The organism is Dehalobacter sp. CP (genome assembly GCF_047652685.1).
GTDB lineage: Bacteria > Bacillota > Desulfitobacteriia > Desulfitobacteriales > Syntrophobotulaceae > Dehalobacter.
On record NZ_CP157399.1, the window covers coordinates 2,397,703 to 2,419,866 of the forward strand.

The following is a 22,164-nucleotide window of genomic DNA, read 5'->3' on the forward strand; positions in this document are numbered from 1 at the left end:
GGTTATTCTTTTTAGTTCTTACCGTTTATAAGTACTACTATTATATCAAACTTATTTGTTTTTAATTATAAGCGGATACAGAGCTCAAATTCATGATGGCAGCAAGGGCACTTTACTGTATGTTTGCCTTTTCGCCGCGGCAGCCGAAGTACTCTTTTACAGTGCGGACATCTGCGGAAACGATGGGTTTTAATTTCTTTGATTCGGCGTATCGTCAAAGAACCTTCAGCCTTAATCCTATTCCACATTTTCATGAATTTATCGTTTTCCTGGCGTCTTTTATAGATGTTCCGGGATAAGGTTCTGAAGATCATTCCAGCCAGAACGGCCCCCATCAAAATACTGATGATACCGGAACGGATAAACGTATTGGCGATCAGTAATACAAACCAGACTCCAAGTAAAGCATAATACAACTGATCAATGCCGTACCGGCCAATCATCAAACGTGTCAGCTTATTTTTCAAATTACCCATTGCACACACTCCTTACGCAATTCTCATCAACAGAACGGACAGCAAAGGTCCGCGATACATAAGCCAAAACAGAGTTTGTCCAGCGTGTCATTCGGCATGCCGAAGCCGCGTCTTTGTTGCTGATAAACGCGTCCGCCGCGTTGCAGCATATTTAAGATGCGTTGGTATTCCGGATTGCCGGGACTCATGCGTACGGCTGTTTCGGCGTGGTTCAGCGCAATGATGATGTTGCCGATACCGGCATTGGCGACGGCACTGCAATAGTACCATTCGGCACTTCGGTCACTCATCCTGGCCAGAATATTCAGTGCCTCGCGAAAATAGCCCAGATTGATATAGTGTTTTACCGAATCATACGCTGAGGAAGCATATTCTCTGGAAGCGTTGCTCCCGTTGTAATAGGTGTTTGGGTAGGGGGTTCCGCTTTTGATCTGTTCGTAAGCGGCATTGATTTCACTCATTTTCTTAGCCGCTTCCGCATTGCCGGGATTCAGGTCAGGGTGGTATTTTTTGGCCAGTTTGCGATAGGCTTTTTTTATTTCACCATCCGCAGCCGTCTGAGGAACACCAAGTACTTGATAAGGATCGGATATCATTCTTTCTTATCTCCCCTTTGCTTTCTTATTCGCTGCTTCATACCTTGTCCAAACGCCTGAATAGAGAATGTTTTCAATAAGGTTTTGATCGCGTTTGATTGGCAGTTGCCGGTATTTTTCCATACAGTCGGCCATGAGCAGGTTTAATATTTGCGGAAAATGATCTGTTGACAACGCCGTCAGCGGATTATAGCATTCCTTTTGGATGTCCTTTTTGAGATCAAGACAGGCATCCATAATGTAAATGAATTTGCCAAGCGCTTCTCCAAAGTTACGTAAGTCTTGGGCATCGTCATCTTCTTGGAAAACGAAGACCTCACCCATGAGCCTGCCGAAGCAACCTGCAGGAAGATCCGGTTTCAGTTCCCCTGATTTTTCAATGTCGGAAAGGGTACTCAAGCACTCACTGATGACAGCACATTGCCGGGGATAGCGAATAGCAGCCTGCCTGTATTTCTTTTCGAACAGCTTGGCTTCACCCAGCGACAGGATCTTCCGTTCGTCCTTCCAATCATCGAGAAATTTGAAATAAGTCAGGACAATACTCATATCGGCGGTATAGTCTGAGATCTCGTTATGCCAATAGCCGTGAGGTTTGCGGGGATGCATGATGCACCGCCCAGTTTGAATGGTGGTATCTTTCTGATAAAGCGCTGAAAGAAACAGTACGAGGAAAGTCATGTCATAGTTTAGGGTGATACGGCTGAGGGTGCCGTGACGCTCTCCCAGCGTTCGGCATAAACCGCAGTAGCACGACCGATAGTGTAGTTTTTCTTCGGCAGTTAGCTTCTCAATATTGGCGACGACATAACCGAACATATTTTTCACCTGACTTCATTCATATCTTATTTAAATATAAATAAAAAAACCTTCACCCCCAAGGGCAAAGGTCTCGCTTACAATGGTCAATTGCAATAAAGCCGGGATCGAAATCCGTCTTGACGACTTTATTATCCAGCTACTCCCCTTTGATTTACGAACAAGGCTATTATATCAGAAGGAAAATTTTGATGCAACTACGAATATTTTGTACGAATATTCTGTATTGCAAAAAATTACTGCTAAAATAACATAAAAAAAACCGGCTGTGATACAATAGGTCTAACTTAAGGAAAGTATTATGTTCATTCAAAAATGATGTGTGTATCCTTAACAGACAAGGAGGAGGCAACATTAATGACTGTCATTCAAACGAAGAATCTCACGAAAAGTTACAACAAGGCAAGAGGCATCGTTGACGTGAATCTTGATGTCACGGAAGGCGAGATCTTTGGGTTTATCGGGCCGAACGGCGCCGGCAAATCGACGACCATCCGAACGTTGCTCGGGCTTATCTACCCCACCGGGGGAAGCGCCGAAATCTTCGGTAAAAATTGCAGTGAGTTCCCGGAAATACGCAAAGAAGTGGGCTATCTGCCAAGTGAGGTATTTTATTACGATAACATGAAGGTTATCGATCTACTCAAATATTCCGCGAGCTTTTACAAAAAGGACTGTATGAAGAGAATCAAGGAGCTTGCGGAGATCATGGATCTCGACCTTAAGAAAAAGATCGACGATCTCTCTTTTGGCAACAAAAAAAAGGTTGGCATTGTCCAGGGGCTGCTCCACGAGCCTAAGCTGATCATACTCGACGAGCCAACCAGTGGCTTAGACCCGCTGATGCAGCAAAAATTCTTCGACATTATCGCGCAGGAGAATCAAAAGGGTGCGACCGTATTCTTTTCATCGCATATTCTCGGCGAAGTTCAGAGGATGTGCGACAGGGTAGCGTTCATCAAAGACGGTAAAATCATAAAACTTGAAAAAATGAGCACGCTTCAGGCAGATAGCTATAAGAGTTTTAAAATTGAAGCAAAATCTCCCATAGCCGGAGAGATCTTCAATATCAGTGGTGTAAGCCGGCTTGAAATCAAAGAGAATACGGCTGATTTTATTTTCAAAGGCAACATTAATTCTATGATGAAAAAAATTGCGGAGCTTGAGCTTGTCAACATATCCATTTACGAACCTGACCTTGAAGAGATCTTCATGCATTATTATGCCAAGGAGGGTTGATCGTTATGAATATGTTCTGGCACGAGCTTAACTCCCTGCGAAAATCGACGATTCTATGGACATGCACTTTGATTGCGCTCGCTGGGATTTACTTTTCTGTCTATCCAGCAATTGCGAATGATGCGGCAGATTTTAAAAGGCTGCTGGGCGGCTACCCGGCGTCGGTGAGGGCAATACTCGGTATTTCGCTTGACAGCATCACCTCTCTTTTGGGCTTTTATTCGATGATATTCTCCTTCATCACATTGTGCGGTGCCATTCAGGCCATGAATCTCGGCGTCTCCATTCTTTCCAAAGAAACGAGGGAAAGGACAGCGGATTTCCTTCTCGTCAAGCCTGTTTCGCGTTCGGCTATTGTCAGCTCCAAGCTTCTGGCTGCACTAACCATGCTCATAATCACGAACTTAATTTATTATGCGGCTGCCTCCATCCTTGCCACCATGGTTAAGACAGCTGATTTCAGCGTTATGCTGCTTTTTATGATCAATCTCACGCTACTTTTCATTCAGCTCATTTTTTTCTCGATCGGGGCTGCGGTCACGGTGATCATTCCAAAGTTAAAATCCGTACTTCCGGTTTCACTCGGGGTCGTTTTTGGATTTTTCTTTATCGGAGCGTTTTTAGCCACCGGTGAAAATGATGCCGCACGCTTTCTCTCACCATTTAAATATTTTAATCCTTCTTACATTATCAGAAATTCAAACTATGAAGCTCCCTACCTTATCACAGGCGCTGTTATTGTTATTATCGCAACGGTAACAGCCTATATCATTTATGCCAAAAAAGATATCCATGCCGTGAGCTGATTAACTTTGGGTTTCACTAAAAGGGAGGTCGGATCATGAATATTTTTTTAAGAGAATTAAAAGCCAACAAAAAAGCGTTGATCATATGGTGCGTTTGTATGTTTTTGGGGGTTCTAAGCGGCATGGGCAAATATACCGCCTATTCGGCAGGCGGACAGTACAACAAAATTTTTGACAATATACCCTACTCCATCAAAGCACTGTTGGGAATGGGCTCATTTGATGTAACCACGATGTCCGGGTATTTTGCAATGTTGTTTCTTTACATTGAGATTGCAGCTGCCATCCATGCTGTTTTGCTCGGAGCCGGTATCGTTGCCAAAGAGGAACGAGACAAGACAACCGAATTCCTGATGATCAAACCCGTCTCAAGAGATACCATTATCACTTCCAAGCTTCTTGCGGCCTTTGTGAATGTGGTTATTCTGAATATTGTAACGCTTGTTTCTTCCCTTGTTATGGTCGCTGCTTACAATAAGGGAAATGACATTTCAAGTGAAATCGTAATGTTCATGTTGAGCATGTTTATCGTTCAGCTTATCTTCCTTTCGCTTGGAACAGCACTGTCAGCTTTCCTCAAGAATCCAAAAACTTCCGGTTCCCTTGCCGCGGGGATACTCTTCGCTGCATTCGTGATATCCAAAATAACCGACATAACAGACAAGCTGAACGCTCTTAACCTGCTCTCTCCTTTTAAATATTTTAGTTATGTTGATTTGGCAGAGGGCAATGGGCTCAACCTAACGGCTGTCATACTCTCGCTTGGGCTTGTTTCTATCTTTTGCATCTCCACCTATATCTTTTACCGAAAAAGGGATCTGCACGTTTAACCCTTCGGCCGGGTATCTTCATCTTCACTTGATCCCTTTCGATAAGGTCTGTCGCAGGTCATTGCATCCTATGAATCTGCAACCGTAATAGGGACCGTATTCGTGTATTCCCTGCATTCTTTCCTGTCAATGCGATCCTCTTTAAATCAATTCATTCCAAAAACTCATAAAAGCATTGCTGTCTACTTTAAAGAATAAATCAACACCGTTGTAGTAAACATATCCCTCTTTAAAAAGCCTTAGTTGGACTTTACTGCCGTCATTCAAGGTTACGTATATAAATTTTTGACTGGTTTCACCTTGATCTTCAAATAAGTCGGGTAAACTCTCCCGCGTATTGGGAACAGCGTTTTCCAGAGCAGCAAGAAAGTGATTGACGCCATCCGGATTCGTCAGAGATTGAACTTCATTCTTACCATTGTTCCAGCTGCCGAAATTTTCATATTTCACTGATTCAATATTGTTTTCCATTTTAAATTTTTCAAAAATATCATTTCCGGTTTTAACTGTCAACCCGTTCAAACACTCATAAAAAAACGCATAAGTTTCACCGTTGATTTTTTCACAGGTCATGATTCTATAACTTTTATCATAGCCTTTAACCGTATAAACTGCTTGTACCCCTACCGTCGAGGCCAATTCGACAGCGTAATCATCCTGCTTGCTCCATTCGGTTATATTGGCCTTGGTCATACCCAGCTTTTCTCCAATCAGTTTCTCCGCATTGTTCGCATCAATTTGCAAGGCGCTTTGCGTATATATTCTGCCTTGATAGACGATTAGCCCGATCATTTTGGCTTTTACTTCCGTGTTCTCAGATATTTGTACCTGCGGGATATAAATTCCAACTTTATTTTGATCAACTTTGCCGAAATTAGAATTAACAAAAGTCCCAGCCCCAATCATGATAACAAGTGCGGCAGCGATGGCAGCAGCAGGTTTTATACTAACTCTCCGCTTCGGCTTTTTTACTAGTTTTTCTGATATTCTATCCGCCATTTCCCGGTCAGGTTCAAGCTTGGCAATCACACGTTTAATATCATTTCCATTCATCTTTCATTCTCCCTTTAATTCAATTCGAAGGATTTCACGACCGCGATGTAAGCGCATCTTTATTGCTGATTCCTTTATCTTAAGAATTTCTGATATTTGCTTAATCGAATAATCTTCAACGTAAAACAGATAGATCACTGCTTTTAATTTTACAGGGAGTTTAAGAATCTCCTTCATGACATCACTGTCAATAGGATCTTCATAGTACTCTTCTATCGCCTCCATTTTTATAACGCGTTTGTGCCATACACTCCGAAGCCTATCTTTGCAAAGATTTACAGTAATTTTGATCAGCCAGGCCTTTTCGTGTTGATCATCGTTAAACCCAGGTGAGTTGTACAAGAGTTTACAAAATGCGTCTTGCATGACTTCTTCCGCATCTTCTTTACTTCCAAGATGAACCATGGCGATTTTAAAAAGCATCTCGCCATAACTACTGTATTTTGTTGAAAAAGTGTTAGTAAGCCGCGGTGACAATTCTTGCATAGGGTAAATTCTCCTTTCATCCATAAAACGAGTGAGCTCTGGAAAAAGTCACATTCTTTTCCAGAGAGTCCCAACCTTACCCTAGACGAACTTTGCACCCTCTTTCTGATATTCAGACTTATATAAAAAAAAACGGATGAACATGTCATTGTTCACCGGTTTTTTCGTAACAGAAGGGAAATATCAATCGTAGCCTGAAACATCTTGTCCCAAAAAGCATATGATGTACAAACTCGAATTTTCAGTTACAGTCATTAATTTTGAGAGAAGGTATGAAAATGGCTACGTTAACCCTGAATATACCCGATACGACTTTCGTATCATCTTACCTGCCCGACATGAATTTTTCATCCTACCCACTGGTTTATTCCGGTACAGATCCTTCATTTCAAAACTGCATCAGTTTCCTGCAAATTGTTTTGCCTGTGTTACCGGTCACTTCCGTTGACAGCGCCTTGCTCGAATTATCTGTGATTGTTAAAAGCGGTGCTGCTCCAAGTCCGCTTGTTGTCAACAGAGTAACCGATCCATTTAGTACAGCCACCGTGACTTACAATACACGTCCTGCTTTCACCGCAACACCATCCGGGATTGATATTACAACAGAAGATTTATATACCACTGTCCAAATTGATGTCACAACGCTGATCAATGATTGGCTGAACGGAGCTTATTCCAACAACGGCATCGCACTGACAAATTCTGACGGCACTTCTGTCGTTGCCGTTGCCACGAATAGCATCAACTACGAACCATTTGATCCAAGATTAGTTTTAACTTACACCCCGGTGAAACCGGATACCGCGCTTTGCTTCAGCTATGCGCAGTTGGCGCACCTTATTGAGCAGCTGATCACCTTGTATCCGACAAATACCATGTCCGTTTTTTTAACAGGTTTTAGTCCTTCCGCGATCACCGGAACTCCGTATCAACTGTATGTATCCCCCGAAGGAACCTATGGAATGATTTTTATTTTGCTTGATAACGGACAGCAAGAAGCGATTCCGCTCAATGCCATTGCCGCAATTTATACAGGCGATGGAACGGTATACGATCCTTCGATCACCTACCTGCCCCCGCCACAGTTCCCAGACGGTTGTGACAAAAACCTGATTACTGCTTATCACGACTATGTGCCGGTTTCAACAGATGTCCAAATGTATTTGGGGTCTATCGTTCAGGCTTCAGGACTGGTTTATAAAAATGAATATGGCATCTTGGTCCTGTCTGATGCAGATGGCAATACGCCTGTCTTTATCCCGGTTATGAATATAACCTCCATTTTCCCGGTAACTCAGAATAGCAGCGGACAAAAGACCGCTCTCCCCCGAATCACCATTACAAACAAAACGTGACCAAAACCGTTCCGCCGTACGCAGTATTCTGCCTTTGAAATCAGGATCTCTTCAATCCGACTTCAAAGGCAGTTTTGTTGGAAGTTCTTCAATTTCTTTCTGAATTACATGTTTAATCGGTTTATTTCAAAATACTTTATGAACATAAGCACCGCTATTTTAGCAAAATTCACACTGAAAAGGACAACCCCGGCTGGTTAATACGGTATTGGTATACGGCATCATCGTAGAAACACCGCTGTTATGACCCCTGATCCGGCCGCATTTGTCGCTGTTGCGCCCGGTACTGTGAAATAGTTTGCGCCAATGCCTTCCAAGGTATATCCTTCTTTCGGAACCAGTGTGATGGTCGCTGTGTATTGCTGGCCTTCCACAAAGAGGGCGTCGGCCGGTGTCCAGGTGACCGACCCCGTATACTGCTCCGTTTCGGTGATCGCTGTCACAGGTGCCGCTCCCGGTGCGGGCGGTGTAACCCCGGCTATTCCCGAAATGTCGATGGTGGCTGCTGACGCTATAGGTGATGACGCCGGGAACACCGCCGTAATGACCCCGGATCCTGCAGCATTATGCGCTGTTGCTCCCGGTACGGTAAAGAAGTTCGCACCGACGCCTTTTAAGGTATACCCTGCTTTAGGAATGAGCGTAATCGTCGCTGTATATTCCTGACCTGCAACAAAGGTACTGTCGGCAGGCGACCAGGTGATTGTCCCCGAATACTGCTCCGTTTGGATCGTCGTCACGGGTATCGCTCCCGGTTCAGGTGCAGTTACGCCGGGTATTTCCGGTATATCAATCCCAGCTGCCGTAGATGGGGCCGCAAGGTGGGATTTAACTTCCGGATCCAAGGAGGCAAGGACCGTACTGTCCCAGACTTTATCGGTGGTTTTACCCAAAAGAAGGTTCTGAGCGACTTCTTTGGCTGCGTCTCTGTTTACCTCCCAGTAGCTTAACCCGTCAAGATTAATCGCATCGCCGGGCAGTGTTTGGGTCACGATCGTTGCATCTTCAAAGGACTTGGCCGCCCCGGCGAGTTTTAGGAGATCTTTCAGAGACAAGTCTGTTTCCACAGCCTTCATTAATTCCGGAATTAGCTCGGGCAATTTTAATATGGTGGCAGGCTGAAGCATTTTTTTACCTACAGCGGTCAGTACTTTCTGCTGCCTGGCGGTTCTCCCGATATCGGCGGTTGCGTCATGACGGAAACGGGCATATTGGAGCGCTTTTGTCCCGTCTAATTCCTGTACCCCGGCTTTTAGGTTGATATAGCCGTCCTCTTTATCCCCGGTCTCATACTTCATGTCTTTTTCCACGTCAATGGTGATCCCGTCCAGCGTATCGATCATGTCCTTGAACCCATTAAAATTCGTCAGGACATACCCGTCCAGCTCAATACCGGTCAGTTCGGTAACCTGTTTTTCCAGCTCCGGAATCCCTTTTAACATGGGAACGGCATTGATCTTACAATAGCTTTTTGATCCGGGGAGCGTTACCCGGGTGTCTCTCGGAATGGACAGTAAGGAAATAAGTTTCGTCTTCGGGTCAAAGCTGGCTACAATAATCGAGTCCGAATTGTAAGAACTTGCCCCTGGCCTTTTATCCGTCCCTATCAAAAGAATACTGACCCGATCGTTCAAATTCACACTGTCGCCGGGCAGATTGCCTCCCTTCGCGAAATAGAAGGCAAATGCTGCCGTCCCGGCAACAATGCCTGCGATTACCAGTGCTATGATCATAAAAACTTTTTTCAGTTTTTTCTTCTTTCTCTTTTTTTCAACCATTACATTCACCCCATTTTGATTTTGTGCCATAAAAAACATACCACTTATTACCGCGGGTATCAATACCAATTTTTTGTTATTCTGCCAACTAAGCAATAAATTTTATCGCAGTATCCAACATTTCTTGCTTAGTGAAATCAATTTGATCTGATTTATGAGATAGTGCCATTATTCTCGGCATGCAATTTGAAAGATAATTGGCAAATAATTTTTATAAAACCAGAGAAAACTAATGAATACTTACTCTTCTAAATGAATACTTACTCTTCTATAGGAGATTTAAAATGGATGAAAAACGAACAGCAAAATTAAAAAGGATCTACGAGTTGGAGAACCTTCAGATCCATTATTATCAGTCCCAATTGTCTGAAAACGACGACCCGGTATTTAACAAAGCTCTATTCAAAATCGTTGAAGCTGATAAAAAGCATGCCAAATTTTTTACTGAGCTTTTTCGTGAACATAACGTAGACATCCCGCTAATCACAGCAAGTATTGCCGACATTGCCGGGAGCATTATCGGGGAGGCGATTGAATTAGCCGGGCAGGAAAATATCTGTAAGATTGGGTTTGCTTTAGAAAATCAGATATTGGAAATATACGCCGACTTAGTAGAAGAAAATCTAAATTCAGATTTATTAGATAAGCTCCTAGACTTTAAGATTGATAAGGAATTTCATGCCTTATGGCTGCAACACTATGCTCATTATCTAAAACACCAAAAATCCCAAAAATCCTATAGTAATAATCTCATCCAAGATTCCATTGAAGATCATCCAACCGTGAATATGAATGTACGTTTGATCTAATAATTTTGACAAAACCATTTACGCTATCCAATGTGAATAATAAATGAATACTAGATTGAAACTAATCTTTAAAAGAAACTGATGAACAAGTCATTGTCCACCAGTTTTTTCATAACAGAAGGAAAATATTTGATGTCAGATGAAGATGGCAATACGCCTGTTTTTATCCCAGTTATGAATATAAGCATGAGCTCGGACATTCCGATACCCATTCTTTTTTTGTGAATCTAAACTAGGACATACTGCTAATATTAAGTAATAAAGCAATAAGAATGATTATATTTACTATGGAAACAAGAACAAGGTATAACTTATCCTGTCGACTCATCCCGGAAATCTTTTGGGGACAAGAAGCATTGTCACAATGATTACAATTTGCATTTTCCCTAATCTCTATTTTCTTTCTCTTTAATTTCCGTTGAAGGCGCGCCATAAAATCCAGCATCAAACCTACTGGACAAAAACTATGGCACCAGAAACGAAACAAAGCAATTGACATCAACAGGATGATCGACATGATGATCCATTGAGCAATATTCCCACTGCCGTCAAAGCAAACAGAGAACGGTTCGTAGCTGGCAATCCCGGCATTATTAAAAATTAACGCGGTCATGGCCGCTACCCACAACATCCACCAGCGATATTTACCGACTTTTGATTGGATGTTTTGAGAAGGGGAAAACTTAAACAGGTTTAGACTGCGATATATTCCCTCCTGAACCGCACCAAAAGGACAAAGCCAACTGCAATAAAAATTCTCCCCCCGGAACAGCGTAATAATCAGGATACCGGGTACCATCAGGTACCAAATCGGGCGTTCTACAAATGACGGCAGGTTACCCGAGAAAAGACTGACAAAGTTACTGAAAGTTAAAGAATTATTTAAAATAAATCCAATGAAAATTACGGATAAAAATAACAGCCATGGGCGTAACTTTTTAATCTTTCTGGCAGAGCAAATGATTGCCGTCAAAACTAAGGCTAGGGCCGCCATATCCTTCCAGGTTGGATTAACGCCATCATCGTTGGGAATTTTCATACCCAGTTGCTCATTCGCTATTTGGACCGAACCCTTTTGCACCGCAGCAATAATCGCTTCCGAAGTTATGGTTGCTCCGGACACCGCATTGATATCCCCAAATCCTTGCTCAGGATTTCTTCCAAGAATCTTTTGCAAAAATCCAGTGGCTAGGACTTTATTCAAGTACAAAGGCGTTTCACTATTTTCGGTTAGAGAAACCTTGGTGATTTGTCCTGCCGGATTCAAGACACTGAGTACTGAGAGTTTGCCGCCATAACCAGAAGCACCGGCAATTACACCGTATCCCAAAAAGTTTTCTTGGGCATCCCATAATTTATAGCTGGGATAGTTTCCACCTGCATTTTCAAAACGTGCTGCCGCCGGTTCTCCCTGTCTTAGAACCGACAAGGTATCTTTTTCGTTAGCAAAATGTTGATAAATGACAGCAAAAATGAGTAGCAATACCGTAATACCTATGAGCTTTTTGTCTCTTTGCTTCTCCTTATTCACTTAACTCCCACCATCTAAAGTAATAGTTTTCTGTATTTTTCTTTAATCTCATCATCAATAGCGGTTTCTTCCCGGCACCAATAACATAAATGCCTGGTATTATCAAAGGTAATACTCGTGCATCGCCGGCATTTTATAGCAGCCGCACTGAAGAGTGTAGTTGCTTCAAAGGGTTTCTCAACTTTTTCCCTGTCTCTGCTTATAGCCTCTCTCGGACAAAACAATTGGCAAATCCGGCAGTCCAAACACAACCCACTGGTAAAATAGCGCGTACAGATACCGCCTTCTACAGTATTTTTCAAGGTCTTTGAGGGACAAAAATTAGTACACATTCCACAATTTACGCATTTGTCATTTATTTGAATTGTTGGCCAATAAGCTGGAGAAGCGCCTTTAATCCTGTTATTAGGATACACTTCAGCCAGACGTTTCTGCCAATCAGGCAAATAACTATTTCGTCGTTCTTGATCACGTTCCTTAGAGAAAGATTTTGTATTGTTACGTATGTTTTCGCTTATCTGCCTGCCTTTGCCTATCACAGACAAAAACAAATCCCGTCGTGAAGTAACTTTGAGTCCGGTTTCGATCGCTTTAAGATTTTTTTTGGTTTTACCCTTACTACTCTGGTGTATATAGCTGATTTCCGGTGTACACCCTGAAGCCTCCAACCATTCAGCCGCTGTCCCTACATTGAAGTCCAACCGGGATAAAGTGCAAGACATAGAACACCCCTCACACTGGTCCAAATGGAGTTCAATTGCTGTTTTTAAGCCGAATTCATACCAAGCTCCCTTAGAAATCATACTTAGACAAGCCGGTAATTGTACTGCTCCCATTTTCCACGTCTTGTCTTTATTAAAAGGAGACGAATGTTTACCACAAAAAAACTCTGTAGCTTTCCATTTCTGTTCCTCTACTTCTTCCACTATTGAGGTCTCATCCCATAGACTGGAGCTAAAGACCTGGGTTGGACAATCATTAAAACATAACCCACAACCACAACATAAGTCTTTATTCAGATAAACGCTATGTTCATGTAATAAAATAGCCTTTGAGGGACAATTCTCTATGCAATGATTGCATTCTACTGCATGATGAGTCTGGTTTAAACATCTATTCTCGGCTATCTTAATCGAAAAACCTTTTTCGAATCTCATGCAAACACCCCTATTTCTTAGGAGAAATTTTTAATAGTTTTTAACCAGCATTTCTCGCATAAAAGCGCTTCCTATTTCTCCGAGAGTACGGTAAACCTCGCTGTTACTTAAGGTAATGCAATGATTAAAGAACTGTTTTGCCCATTTCTTCAAATGTACTTCTGAAAATTCTTGGATTTCCGCCTCTCTCCTATCAAGTTTTTCTTGATTGTTTTCCTGTAAGGCTCTGGCCTTTTCCAGATAAAGATACATCATGAATTCCATCTCAGTGGACATATGGTCACCAGGTTCGTTGACCTCCTTAGTCATCATTAGTCCAGCCTTCTTATAACAACGCTCTGCATCAAGAGCCGCCGGGCTAATGAAAAGACTGGGGCTTCCTTCATTCTTTTCGGGATTAAAGCAAAACAATGTTTCATAGATATCCATTGCCGGTTTTTTCGGATTGGTAAACAATCGTGTATACTCTTGGCGTATCTCTGTAAGAAGCTCTTCCTTTGTCTTTTCATCATTCTGGAACGTTGTAAATTTGGTTTTAATGTGTTGAATCTCTTCTATTGAGAAATTCAGCTCGCAGTAAATAGCTATAACATCTTCCGCTAGACTTCCGTTTAACAAGGCAGTAGCCATTTCCACTGTGGGTAGGCGAAAAAACATAGACAACAATTGATACATATCGGATGCTGCCAAAGATCTTCGAATTTCTTGTTCTTGCGTGTTTACTTCTTGCGTGTTTACCATTTTTTCTCTCCTATCCATTTTCTATATTGAAGATTTTACCGCTTAATTATTAATTGCTTTACCGGCAGGCTGAAACCAATCAGCCTGCCGGTTTGCCGAAAAAAGAGATATTCTCTGACTAAGCCTGCTCAGATCTCGCGCCAAGCCTATGTTTATCCAGGCTTTGATTAGTGTTCGCACCGAGATCAAGCTTATTGAGACCGATCATGACCAGTAGACAACCCAAGGCAATAATACCTACTGCTAGTCCGATTTCAATTATTGAAGGTAGGTAGATTCCCTGACCGCTAACGTAACCTTCAGGACCGGGATAAGAAAGCAGTGGATTAAGTAATTGGGCCTGTAAAAGTGTGTATTTAATCATGAAGATCGCAAGAATCCCGACCCCCGCTCCTGCGACGAGCGTTCCCTTGTTGAGCAGGAGAACCACACCTGTTGCAATAGCAATTAGTTCTATCCAGAAGAGTGGTGCCCCTTTACCGAGTACCAACCAGTTAAGGATCTTATATTCATCTCCAGCACCGGCATACAAACCGATCGCTGCTTCACCGAAGACTACCATCAATTCGACCGCGAGAAATGCTCCGGCCAGCTTGCCCAGTTTAGATAGTTTTTCGTTGCTTATCTCTATATAACCGCTCTTATTAAGTATCGCAAAGAGGATAATCAGCAATGCCAACGCTGCCACTAGGGCTGCCGCCAAAAATGACAGCGGTTCTACCGGGTTATTCCACAAGGGTCTGGCTACCTGCATCGAGAAGGCGAAGGAGGTAACCGTCACGAATAAACCCGCAATAAAGGCTACCAGAGAAATGCCGTACAAGGCCTTCTCCTCTTTTTCGCCCTGTTCCGCCATAATTAACTGACGTGTAAATACAATGCCGATGACAACATAGGCTGCTAAAATCACAGTATCCCAAAACATCGGGGATTCAATATTAGCGCTAAGAATAATATTCCAGACTCTTTCCGGATTGCCGATATCCACAATGATGAAGAGTCCGGCGGCAACTACACTGCCGATAGCCCCGACGAAGGCCGCTATCCTTGTAAAAGGCTTATATTCCGCCATCCCTTTGAAAAGGTAGGCGGAGGAGGAAAAGATCAGAGAACCTGCTGCTATACCTGTGAAAAGCATGAACCCGATAATATAAAGTCCCCAGCAATTATTGTTATCCAAATTGGTCAGCTGCAAACCCTTGGTCAGCTGCAAAACCCAGCAAGCCAGGCCAATCACTGACAGAAGGGCGAAAATAATCAACCAAAGTTTTGAACCACCTTGCTTCGCCACTTTTGCATTCATTTTATTAGCCCCTTTCTTAAGTTAAATAGTACACGGACGGGCCGGTACCTTTTTCTTCAAGCATCTTGACATAGTTGCGGCCTTGGATCGCTTTGCTGACTTCACTGTTCGGATCGTCCAAATCTCCCCAGTAGCGGGCACGACCGATACAAAGCTCCATACACGCCGGCTCTGCACCTCTGGCAATCCGGTTCACGCAAAAAGTACACTTTTCCACCACATTATACTGATGCACCGGGGCATCGATATCACCCAGCGTATGCTCTAAATAATACTCCGGCTTGCTCCAATTAAAGCTGCGGGCACTGTAAGGGCAGGCCACCATGCACATCCTGCAGCCAATACATTTATCATAATCCTGAATGACAATTCCGTCCTCATCCCGTTTGTAGGTAGCTCCTACAGGACAAGCCTTGACACAAGCAGGATTTTCACAGTGCTGACAGTTCATCGGTACATACTGTATTTTTGCATTAGGGTATGTGCCCGATGCCGTATCCATTCCCTCTCCGCCAACGGTCAATACCTTGTTCCACCAAATATGATTAGGCAAGTTGTTATTGGACTTACAGGCCACCGAACAGGCATGACAACCAATACAACGTTTTAAATCTATCGCCATTCCATAACGCATTGTTTATTCCCCCTTTACATTTTTTTAACTTCGCACAAGACATCATAGTAGGCATTATTGGGGACCGCAGGATTAAACGCTCTGGAGGTTAAATCACCTTCGTCTCCATCAATAAACTGATCATGCTCAAACCCATGGTTGAGAACTATCATTCCAGGGCGAACAGCTGCAGTCACAAATGCTTTCAAAACCATATGACCCCGATCATTAATAACCTTTATTGTATCTCCTTGGACAATCCCACGCGCAGCCGCATCCTGAGGATTGATCTTGGCAAAAGGTTCTGGCATTATTTCTAATAACCACTGAACATGGGTAAAACCGGTATTTGCTTTTAATCTACTCCGTTCTGTGGCGAAGATTAAAGGATATTTGGAAGACAACGGATTATCTTGCCAAGCTTCTATTGGCGGTTCCCAATAAGGCAAACTCTCTTTTTTCTGATCAATTTTTTGACCATAATCGAGATAGGGTTTAAAGGCTTCCTGATAGAATTGGGCACGTCCGGTAGCAGTCGGGAAAGAACCATTTCCCGAGTGAGCTTCTGCACCAGTCATAAATGCGGCTCCGCCACCTGACCTGGCATATGCTCCATGAATATAGTCATCCGGCATATAGCGCATTGTCTTTTCCTTTTTCAAATTCTCCCAACTAATGCCGACCGCCTTACAGGCATCGTTATCCATAAGTTTTGTGTAAAACTCATCTCTGGTAACTACGAACTCATCCCCAAGACCCATACCTTTTCCTAGTAAATTGATGATTTCCAAATCTGGTTTGCTCTCATAAAGAGGGTCTATTGCCTTTTCAGTCATTTTAGCAAATGGGTTAAACATAGTGAGTACGCTTTCATATTCAAAGTATCCGCATACAGGTAAAACGATATCTGCATATTTGGCGGTATCGCTCATATATTGATCGGCAATAACAACCAAGTCCAGCTTTTTGAATGCTTCAATCCCAGCTTTTCTCTCGGACTGAGCCCGAAGAAAGTTTGAAGTGCTAAGATATAAACTTTTTAACGTTAAAGGAGTATCACCAATTTTGCCTTCATTCAAAACATCAAGTAACTTAAGTGAAGGAACAACTGGCCCGGGAACTTTCCCCGGCGGGTAGATAATACTTGAACAATCGAATATCGTTCCTAAAGCCATGGACTCATCACCATTAAGTCCTGCTCCAGGCTTCGCCACTTGACCTGTTATCATAGCCAAAGCATACATTGCCATATATGCTGGTGCTCCATTACCCGTATGGTCAATCCCATTAGAGGTATATATGGTAGTAGGACCGGCAGCAAACATACGAGCAAGTTCATAGATGGTCTCCACGGGAATGTCGCAAAGCTCAGAGGCTTTTTCAGGCGTCCATTCGGCTGTTCTTTCCAACAGCAAATCATAAGCGGTGGTTACTTTAACGCCATTAATCTCAAACGTACCATTAATAACGGGGTTGAGAATTTCTGAAGGCAAACCGACTTTCCCGTCGGCTCCTCTGACAACAATCGCGTTATTTTCAGCATTGGCTGCTCCTCCGAGATCACTCTGGCGCAAATATAAACCATCGCTTTCTTTTACTAAGAAGGGGCCAACGGTATTTTGAGCAATAAATTCCTTATCTGTTAAACCTTCCTTAACAACAATATTAATCATTGCCATAGCTAGCGCAGCGTCGGTCGCCATCCGAATCGGTACAAACTGGGTTCCCTTAGATGCGGTAGTTGTGTAATTTGGGTCAATAACGATCAACTTTGACCCGTTTTCAACCGCTTCCTGTACAAAATGCCAATTTTGCTTGTACGACGAGGTAGGATTGGTCCCCCACATAAAGATGTATTTGGCGTTTATTATATCAGGAATAGCATTCCCGAAGAACCAAGGTCCGTAGCCAAATGATCTACCCCCAGAGTCCACTGCCGCCATATCAAACATATGAAAAAGAAAGGTGCCCCCCATCCAATTAAACAGCCTCTTATAATAATTGTTTACGCATACTGTTGAATTTCCTCCACCAAAGGAATAGGCAATACTGGAATTACCAAACTCCTGTTGATAACCTTTCCACTTTTCACAAATATATCGAATGGCTTCATCCCATGAAAGCTGCTCCCATTTGCCTTCACCACGTTCCCCGACTCTACGCATCGGATATTTCAGGCGCCTTTCTTCATAGGTTCGTTGTGCGTGTGAAAGACCTTTCCCACAAATACGATTCCATTTCTTATCTGGAAAATCCCGCTTAGATGTTTTAACGATTTTCCCATTCCTGACATGTACATTGAGGCTACAGCCGCCAAGACAACAGGCTGGGCAGGCACCCGCGAAAATTTGCTCCTCTAGGCTAGTAGTTTGCGCGTCATCACCTGCAGCCAAAGCCTGCAGTACCGTACTTCCCGGAGACGCCGCAACCGCGCCAGCCATCGCTGCCGCAGCCGCCGTGCCTTTAAGGAAGGTTCTTCTGCCAAAATTTCTCCTGAGAATGTTTCCATCTTCTTTTCCCATCAAATTTACCTCCTTTTCGTTTAAAAGCATTTGTTGTTTTTGCAAGGCTTGGTGAAGGGCAGGCAAAAGCATTTTGTCCGCTTTTTCCTTTTCAACAATGAAACAAGCGTCGATGCTTTCTGAATAATGAGCATAGACTGACTCGTCCCTGGAAAGGAGAAGAACAATTGCAAGCGTGGGGTTTTCCGTTTTGAGGCGGGCTATGGTATCTGGACAGCTTTCCTTATAGGCGAAAATGTCAATAATTAAGATACCGCCGGATTTTTTTTTCACCCTTTCATATAATTCCGTCATGCTTTTGACGTGAATATACCCTTTCCTCATCAAGAAAAGCAAATCGACAATCGGTAGCCGCAGCCAGACATTAGGAACAGCTACGATTATTTCAGCTTCCTTTGTTCCTTTGTTTTCCTTCATCCATCTCACCAAAAACAACTCCTTTAAATCGTACGCGCATACAATTTGACTTTAGTTTACAAAAAAGAGATTTATCTGTCTGTCATGAAGAACCATCGATCTTCTTTCCCTATTTGGTCACGTATTCCATGACAACTGCTACATATCTTCAAATATTTTATGACGGATGGTGTATTCCACTAAATCCGCTTTCTTAAATAATTTTAGTTTTTCACTGATACGCCGTTTGTAAGTTTCAACGGTACTGGCGGATAAAAAAAGTATCTCACCGATTTCCCGACTGCTATAACCATGGGAAAGCAGACCAAGTACCTGTCTTTCTCTGTAAGATAGAACTTCAGGGGATATTTCCTTCTGGGGTACTGCCGATGGAATTGAACTCTGAACCCTGTATTGGCCGGCTATTACCTGCACACCATCTGTGCTTAAGAAAACCTCACCCCGCTGAACTTGCTCAATTGCCTTAAGCAGATCCCGGTCAGCCGCAGATTTATGAAGATACCCCATCCCGCCGGCTTCGAGAAACTTTAGCAAATAAAGCTGTTCCGGATGCATGGTAACAGCAATCACTTTAATATTTGGCAGACCTTTGATAATTCGGGCCGTGGCTTCTACTCCATCAAAATCAGGCAGAGAAATATCCATCAGTACCAAATCCGGCTGCAAATAGAGTACTTCCGCAACCGCATCGGCTCCATTGCCTGCCTCGCCAACCACCCGAATATTCGCTTTACTTTCCAGGAACATCCGCAGGGTGTCCCGCAACAGTTTATGGTCGTCTACCAAATAAATTGTTGTCTGCTTTTCCATGCTAACCTCCTACTTGCTTAAACCAAGGGCAGTAAGATATTGAGAGTTAATCCCTGATCCTTTTGATTAAGCAACCAGAATTTACCCTTAGCCAGCTTCACCCGCTCCTCTATCCCCAAAAGACCGAGGCCACTGCTTTTTCTTTCTTCCATGCCTTTACCATTATCTGCAATTTGCAGCAGAAGTTTGTTGCTTTTTACCGTCAAATTAATCATAACGGAACTGGCTCCGGCATGGCGGGCGACATTGGTCAGTCCTTCCTGCACCGCCCGGTAAACGATGATCTCCACATCATCGGGTAAGCGTTCCTCCAGATTATGGTGCCTAAACTCCACCGCAATTCCCGTGGAATCTGTGTATTCCTTAATATGAGATTCCAACGCCGCCTGTAAACCTAAATTTTCTAATAGAGCAGGCCGCAAATTATGGGAAATACGCCGGACTTCCTCAAGGGTTTGCTGCGTAATATGAGAAAGACCACCAAGACGCCCTTTCACATAGTCCAAATCCTCTGATTGTTGCAGAATATTCAATTGAAGCAATATTGAGGTCAGCACTTGTCCCACCTCATCATGAAGGGCTAGAGATACCTGTCTGCGACCGTTTTCCAGCTCTTGTTCAGCTTTCTGATAAAGGATGGACAGGGATTTTTCTCTCTCTTTCAGGGCAGTGATCAGATGCGTGGTGCAATAGATATCTGATAAAAGCTGGGATATAGGCTGCAATAGCCGTAGCTCTTCCTGTAATAAACCGTCTAAAGGAGAGGCCCCCGCCCAGCCTGCCAGCAAAACTCCCTCAATCTTATCTTCTCTTAGCAAAGGCAACAACAGGCATCTCTGCCAGATTCCGCCCTGAAAATAGCGACCGGCTGTTTCTGGAGCGTCAATATATACAGCAGCAGTCGATAAATTCCATCCTATCTGCTGCCAGAAAGAAGCAAAGTGAGAAGAAACCGAAGCAGAATATTGTTTATGTAAAATATAGTTATTAATCTTTTGCTCATAAATCGCACAACCATCTGCCTTGATAACTTCGCAAAACAACTTTGGCAGTTCTTCTTGGATCTGCGGTTGCCCATAATTCGACAGGGCTTCACTTAACTCCAGTAAAAATGACAATAATAGTTTATTCTCCGACACGATATCCCTCCTTTTTTATATCTTTATCTTATTATAAAATATAATTCAGATCATTTCTGTCGTGAAAAACGTTACAAACCTTGACAAACTGAGCTTTTCGTGAACATAACATAGACATCCCGGTAATCACAGCGAGTATTGCCGACATTACCGGGAGCATTATCGGGGAAGTAAGTGAATTTAAGATTGATTTTAAAATAAGCTCATATCAAAGGGCTCGAGCCGTTTTCATTACACTAGAAACACTATAAAATGTACTTATATCTTTGTCCAAAGGCAAAAACGAAAATATTTTGCACAAACATATGTTCCCTTATATTCCATTATATGGTATAATAAGGATGTCTCAGGAAGTAAAATTACTGAAAGGAGGTAAAACAGATGGATAACGATCAATTTCAGGAACTGGTACTGGATCAATTGGGTTCTCTTGGGAATAGAATGGAACGACTTGATAGCCGACAGGATCGATTCGAAGAAGGGCTACAACAACTTCAGTCTAACCAACAAGAAATTCGGTCTGGCTTACAGCATCTTCAGTCTGACCAGCAAGAGTTCAAGGCCGGCCAGCAGCAAATCTGGACGAGTATAGATACAATTGCTGTTAGCCAGGAGCAGATGCAGCAGGACATCCAAACGATTAAGGCGGACATTATCAACATTCGCCAAAGCCAAGCGCGTGTGGAGCATGATCTTTCTGGAAAAGTCAATGCTTTATTCGATTTCCGCGAGAGCCAGATCGAAACCAATCAACGTGTTTCTGAAAGACTAGAACGGCTTGAAGCTAAACGATAAATATTTTTTGGATTGTTAGACGAGGAATTTTACATAACGGTTTTATTTACGTTGATGAAGATAAAATTTCCCCGTTAAAATAAATCAGATCTCCTTCCGGATAATGCCAGACTGCCTTTAAAATGGTCGGTTTGAAGATACCGTTCTCATTCCTCTCATAACCTTCATATACCGCAGACCAGGGGATGCTTTGCTTACTGCCGTCAAAACTTACAGCCATTCGGTCATTGGTGGTAAATTCAAGTATTTCTCCTGCTTCATTGAAGGTAAAGATGCCACTCGCGCTTATGCCGAAGGAAGTAATCGACGCTTTGGCATGCATATCGTCAATCGCTTCCCAAGTGATGTAGTCTTGTAAGGCAATGTTTGGTACATACAAACTCTCTGCGAGCACCGTTGCCAGACAGGCCTTATCCATTTCGACACCCTTTTGGTCAAACAGCGTAAAGGCTTTGGCGATCACGCCTTTCATAGAGCCCACGCCTTGATTGTAGCTATCGAAGCCCTGAAAAGGGATTCCGTACATCGCACTGTCGATGAAAGCCAAGCGGTTCGGCGTTTCAACAAAGTTATACTGCATATAGTCAATGGTAAGCGTTGCCTTATCCACGCCGGTGGAAAAAGGTACGTCTTTAAATTTGGTTTTCATCCAGGACATTTTGGAAGTACCGATATAGCCGCAGTGAATAAAATATTTTCGGACAGGCTCAGGCAAACGGGCAATATCCTGCTGCGAAAACATTTTTGTTTCCGGTTGGGTCTCAGAAATAAGTTGGGCAGCCGTCTTATTAAAGTCTGATTTTAAAGACGAATAAGGTTGGCTAAAGTAGACGACGGCCAGCAGAATAATCGATGCAAGAATACCTGTAACAACACCTAACGTTATCAT

Annotated in this window: 21 protein-coding genes and 1 pseudogene; 6 read left to right on the top strand and 16 right to left on the bottom strand. The window is 43.0% G+C overall.

Going from position 1 to position 22,164, the window contains the following annotated elements; genetic code table 11:
* Positions 1–65: 65 nt before the first annotated feature.
* From AAH944_RS11955 to AAH944_RS11965, 3 genes are read right to left on the bottom strand one after another with little or no spacing between them, the layout of a single operon-like run.
* Complete coding sequence (locus tag AAH944_RS11955) at positions 66–476, bottom strand: hypothetical protein (RefSeq protein ID WP_415535089.1); 411 nt, start codon at positions 474–476, stop codon at positions 66–68.
* 26 nt (positions 477–502) lie between these two features.
* Complete coding sequence (locus AAH944_RS11960) at positions 503–1,072, bottom strand: DnaJ domain-containing protein (RefSeq protein WP_415535090.1); 570 nt, start codon at positions 1,070–1,072, stop codon at positions 503–505.
* Positions 1,073–1,078: 6 nt separating this feature from the next.
* Complete coding sequence (locus AAH944_RS11965; RefSeq protein WP_415535091.1) at positions 1,079–1,891, bottom strand: DUF5685 family protein; 813 nt, start codon at positions 1,889–1,891, stop codon at positions 1,079–1,081.
* A 357-nt stretch (positions 1,892–2,248) separates the two neighbouring features.
* Here AAH944_RS11965 and AAH944_RS11970 point away from each other — a divergent pair, with 357 nt between their 5' ends.
* Genes AAH944_RS11970 through AAH944_RS11980 form a run of 3 tightly spaced genes read left to right on the top strand, consistent with a single transcriptional unit; the run spans position 2,249 to position 4,766 of the window.
* Positions 2,249–3,130, top strand: coding sequence for an ATP-binding cassette domain-containing protein (locus AAH944_RS11970; protein ID WP_415535092.1), 882 nt, complete (start codon positions 2,249–2,251; stop codon positions 3,128–3,130).
* A gap of 5 nt (positions 3,131–3,135) precedes the next feature.
* The gene (locus AAH944_RS11975; RefSeq protein WP_415535093.1) at positions 3,136–3,936 is read left to right on the top strand and encodes an ABC transporter permease subunit; all 801 of its coding nucleotides are present in this window, start codon (positions 3,136–3,138) and stop codon (positions 3,934–3,936) included.
* Positions 3,937–3,971: 35 nt separating this feature from the next.
* Complete coding sequence (locus tag AAH944_RS11980; protein ID WP_415535094.1) at positions 3,972–4,766, top strand: ABC transporter permease subunit; 795 nt, start codon at positions 3,972–3,974, stop codon at positions 4,764–4,766.
* A 141-nt stretch (positions 4,767–4,907) separates the two neighbouring features.
* Here AAH944_RS11980 and AAH944_RS11985 read toward each other — a convergent pair whose 3' ends face one another.
* Both AAH944_RS11985 and AAH944_RS11990 read right to left on the bottom strand, forming a co-directional pair.
* On the bottom strand, positions 4,908–5,819 hold the full coding sequence (locus tag AAH944_RS11985) for a hypothetical protein (RefSeq protein WP_415535095.1): 912 nt from the start codon (positions 5,817–5,819) through the stop codon (positions 4,908–4,910).
* Between the two features lie 3 nt (positions 5,820–5,822).
* Positions 5,823–6,305, bottom strand: a complete 483-nt coding sequence (locus tag AAH944_RS11990) for an RNA polymerase sigma factor (protein ID WP_415535096.1) — start codon at positions 6,303–6,305, stop codon at positions 5,823–5,825.
* A gap of 278 nt (positions 6,306–6,583) precedes the next feature.
* On the opposite strand from AAH944_RS11990, the gene AAH944_RS11995 reads away from it, so the two are divergent.
* Positions 6,584–7,660: a DNRLRE domain-containing protein gene (locus tag AAH944_RS11995; RefSeq protein ID WP_415535097.1), complete on the top strand. Its 1,077-nt coding sequence runs from the start codon at positions 6,584–6,586 to the stop codon at positions 7,658–7,660.
* 221 nt (positions 7,661–7,881) lie between these two features.
* Here the strand turns inward: AAH944_RS11995 and AAH944_RS12000 are convergent, their stop codons facing one another.
* Positions 7,882–9,468 (bottom strand): LCP family protein, encoded by a 1,587-nt coding sequence (locus AAH944_RS12000; protein ID WP_415535098.1) that lies wholly within the window; start codon positions 9,466–9,468, stop codon positions 7,882–7,884.
* 254 nt (positions 9,469–9,722) lie between these two features.
* Between AAH944_RS12000 and AAH944_RS12005 the strand changes: the two genes are divergently transcribed.
* On the top strand, positions 9,723–10,247 hold the full coding sequence (locus AAH944_RS12005; RefSeq protein WP_415535099.1) for a demethoxyubiquinone hydroxylase family protein: 525 nt from the start codon (positions 9,723–9,725) through the stop codon (positions 10,245–10,247).
* Between the two features lie 232 nt (positions 10,248–10,479).
* On the opposite strand, the gene AAH944_RS12010 is transcribed toward AAH944_RS12005, so the two are convergent.
* From AAH944_RS12010 to AAH944_RS12050, 9 genes and pseudogenes are all read right to left on the bottom strand, one after another.
* Positions 10,480–11,778 carry a 4Fe-4S binding protein gene (locus AAH944_RS12010; protein WP_415535100.1) on the bottom strand — a complete coding sequence of 433 codons (1,299 nt, stop codon included), beginning with the start codon at positions 11,776–11,778 and terminating at the stop codon, positions 10,480–10,482.
* A gap of 14 nt (positions 11,779–11,792) precedes the next feature.
* Positions 11,793–12,704, bottom strand: a complete 912-nt coding sequence (locus AAH944_RS12015) for an indolepyruvate ferredoxin oxidoreductase subunit alpha (RefSeq protein WP_415537904.1) — start codon at positions 12,702–12,704, stop codon at positions 11,793–11,795.
* Positions 12,705–12,743: 39 nt separating this feature from the next.
* Positions 12,744–12,935, bottom strand: a pseudogene (locus AAH944_RS12020) (4Fe-4S dicluster domain-containing protein); the annotation flags it as partial.
* A gap of 30 nt (positions 12,936–12,965) precedes the next feature.
* A complete protein-coding gene (locus tag AAH944_RS12025; protein ID WP_119776077.1) occupies positions 12,966–13,676 on the bottom strand; it encodes a molecular chaperone in 711 nt (236 codons plus the stop codon).
* 118 nt (positions 13,677–13,794) lie between these two features.
* A complete protein-coding gene (gene nrfD, locus AAH944_RS12030) occupies positions 13,795–14,979 on the bottom strand; it encodes an NrfD/PsrC family molybdoenzyme membrane anchor subunit (protein WP_415535101.1) in 1,185 nt (394 codons plus the stop codon).
* A 16-nt stretch (positions 14,980–14,995) separates the two neighbouring features.
* Positions 14,996–15,613, bottom strand: coding sequence for a 4Fe-4S dicluster domain-containing protein (locus AAH944_RS12035; RefSeq protein ID WP_415535102.1), 618 nt, complete (start codon positions 15,611–15,613; stop codon positions 14,996–14,998).
* 14 nt (positions 15,614–15,627) lie between these two features.
* Complete coding sequence (locus AAH944_RS12040; RefSeq protein WP_415537881.1) at positions 15,628–18,531, bottom strand: molybdopterin-containing oxidoreductase family protein; 2,904 nt, start codon at positions 18,529–18,531, stop codon at positions 15,628–15,630.
* A gap of 138 nt (positions 18,532–18,669) precedes the next feature.
* A complete protein-coding gene (locus AAH944_RS12045; RefSeq protein ID WP_415535103.1) occupies positions 18,670–19,341 on the bottom strand; it encodes a response regulator in 672 nt (223 codons plus the stop codon).
* Positions 19,342–19,358: 17 nt separating this feature from the next.
* Positions 19,359–20,480, bottom strand: a complete 1,122-nt coding sequence (locus AAH944_RS12050) for a sensor histidine kinase (RefSeq protein WP_415535104.1) — start codon at positions 20,478–20,480, stop codon at positions 19,359–19,361.
* Between the two features lie 381 nt (positions 20,481–20,861).
* On the opposite strand from AAH944_RS12050, the gene AAH944_RS12055 reads away from it, so the two are divergent.
* Positions 20,862–21,275, top strand: coding sequence for a hypothetical protein (locus AAH944_RS12055; RefSeq protein ID WP_415535105.1), 414 nt, complete (start codon positions 20,862–20,864; stop codon positions 21,273–21,275).
* Between the two features lie 46 nt (positions 21,276–21,321).
* On the opposite strand, the gene AAH944_RS12060 is transcribed toward AAH944_RS12055, so the two are convergent.
* Positions 21,322–22,164: a DUF6544 family protein gene (locus AAH944_RS12060; protein WP_415535106.1), complete on the bottom strand. Its 843-nt coding sequence runs from the start codon at positions 22,162–22,164 to the stop codon at positions 21,322–21,324.

What these genes read in the sequence shown, in the direction of transcription:
- AAH944_RS11955 (WP_415535089.1), bottom strand. Translation starts at nt 476, where the DNA reads ATGGGTAATTTGAAAAATAAGCTGACACGTTTGATGATTGGCCGGTAC.
- AAH944_RS12035 (WP_415535102.1), bottom strand. Translation starts at nt 15,613, where the DNA reads ATGCGTTATGGAATGGCGATAGATTTAAAACGTTGTATTGGTTGTCAT.
- AAH944_RS12025 (WP_119776077.1), bottom strand. Translation starts at nt 13,676, where the DNA reads ATGGTAAACACGCAAGAAGTAAACACGCAAGAACAAGAAATTCGAAGA.
- AAH944_RS12005 (WP_415535099.1), top strand. Translation starts at nt 9,723, where the DNA reads ATGGATGAAAAACGAACAGCAAAATTAAAAAGGATCTACGAGTTGGAG.
- AAH944_RS11970 (WP_415535092.1), top strand. Translation starts at nt 2,249, where the DNA reads ATGACTGTCATTCAAACGAAGAATCTCACGAAAAGTTACAACAAGGCA.
- AAH944_RS11985 (WP_415535095.1), bottom strand. Translation starts at nt 5,819, where the DNA reads ATGAATGGAAATGATATTAAACGTGTGATTGCCAAGCTTGAACCTGAC.
- AAH944_RS11995 (WP_415535097.1), top strand. Translation starts at nt 6,584, where the DNA reads ATGGCTACGTTAACCCTGAATATACCCGATACGACTTTCGTATCATCT.
- AAH944_RS12045 (WP_415535103.1), bottom strand. Translation starts at nt 19,341, where the DNA reads ATGGAAAAGCAGACAACAATTTATTTGGTAGACGACCATAAACTGTTG.
- AAH944_RS11980 (WP_415535094.1), top strand. Translation starts at nt 3,972, where the DNA reads ATGAATATTTTTTTAAGAGAATTAAAAGCCAACAAAAAAGCGTTGATC.
- AAH944_RS11965 (WP_415535091.1), bottom strand. Translation starts at nt 1,891, where the DNA reads ATGTTCGGTTATGTCGTCGCCAATATTGAGAAGCTAACTGCCGAAGAA.
- AAH944_RS11960 (WP_415535090.1), bottom strand. Translation starts at nt 1,072, where the DNA reads ATGATATCCGATCCTTATCAAGTACTTGGTGTTCCTCAGACGGCTGCG.
- AAH944_RS12055 (WP_415535105.1), top strand. Translation starts at nt 20,862, where the DNA reads ATGGATAACGATCAATTTCAGGAACTGGTACTGGATCAATTGGGTTCT.
- AAH944_RS12040 (WP_415537881.1), bottom strand. Translation starts at nt 18,531, where the DNA reads ATGAAGGAAAACAAAGGAACAAAGGAAGCTGAAATAATCGTAGCTGTT.
- AAH944_RS12000 (WP_415535098.1), bottom strand. Translation starts at nt 9,468, where the DNA reads ATGGCACAAAATCAAAATGGGGTGAATGTAATGGTTGAAAAAAAGAGA.
- nrfD (WP_415535101.1), bottom strand. Translation starts at nt 14,979, where the DNA reads ATGAATGCAAAAGTGGCGAAGCAAGGTGGTTCAAAACTTTGGTTGATT.
- AAH944_RS12060 (WP_415535106.1), bottom strand. Translation starts at nt 22,164, where the DNA reads ATGATAACGTTAGGTGTTGTTACAGGTATTCTTGCATCGATTATTCTG.
- AAH944_RS11975 (WP_415535093.1), top strand. Translation starts at nt 3,136, where the DNA reads ATGAATATGTTCTGGCACGAGCTTAACTCCCTGCGAAAATCGACGATT.
- AAH944_RS11990 (WP_415535096.1), bottom strand. Translation starts at nt 6,305, where the DNA reads ATGCAAGAATTGTCACCGCGGCTTACTAACACTTTTTCAACAAAATAC.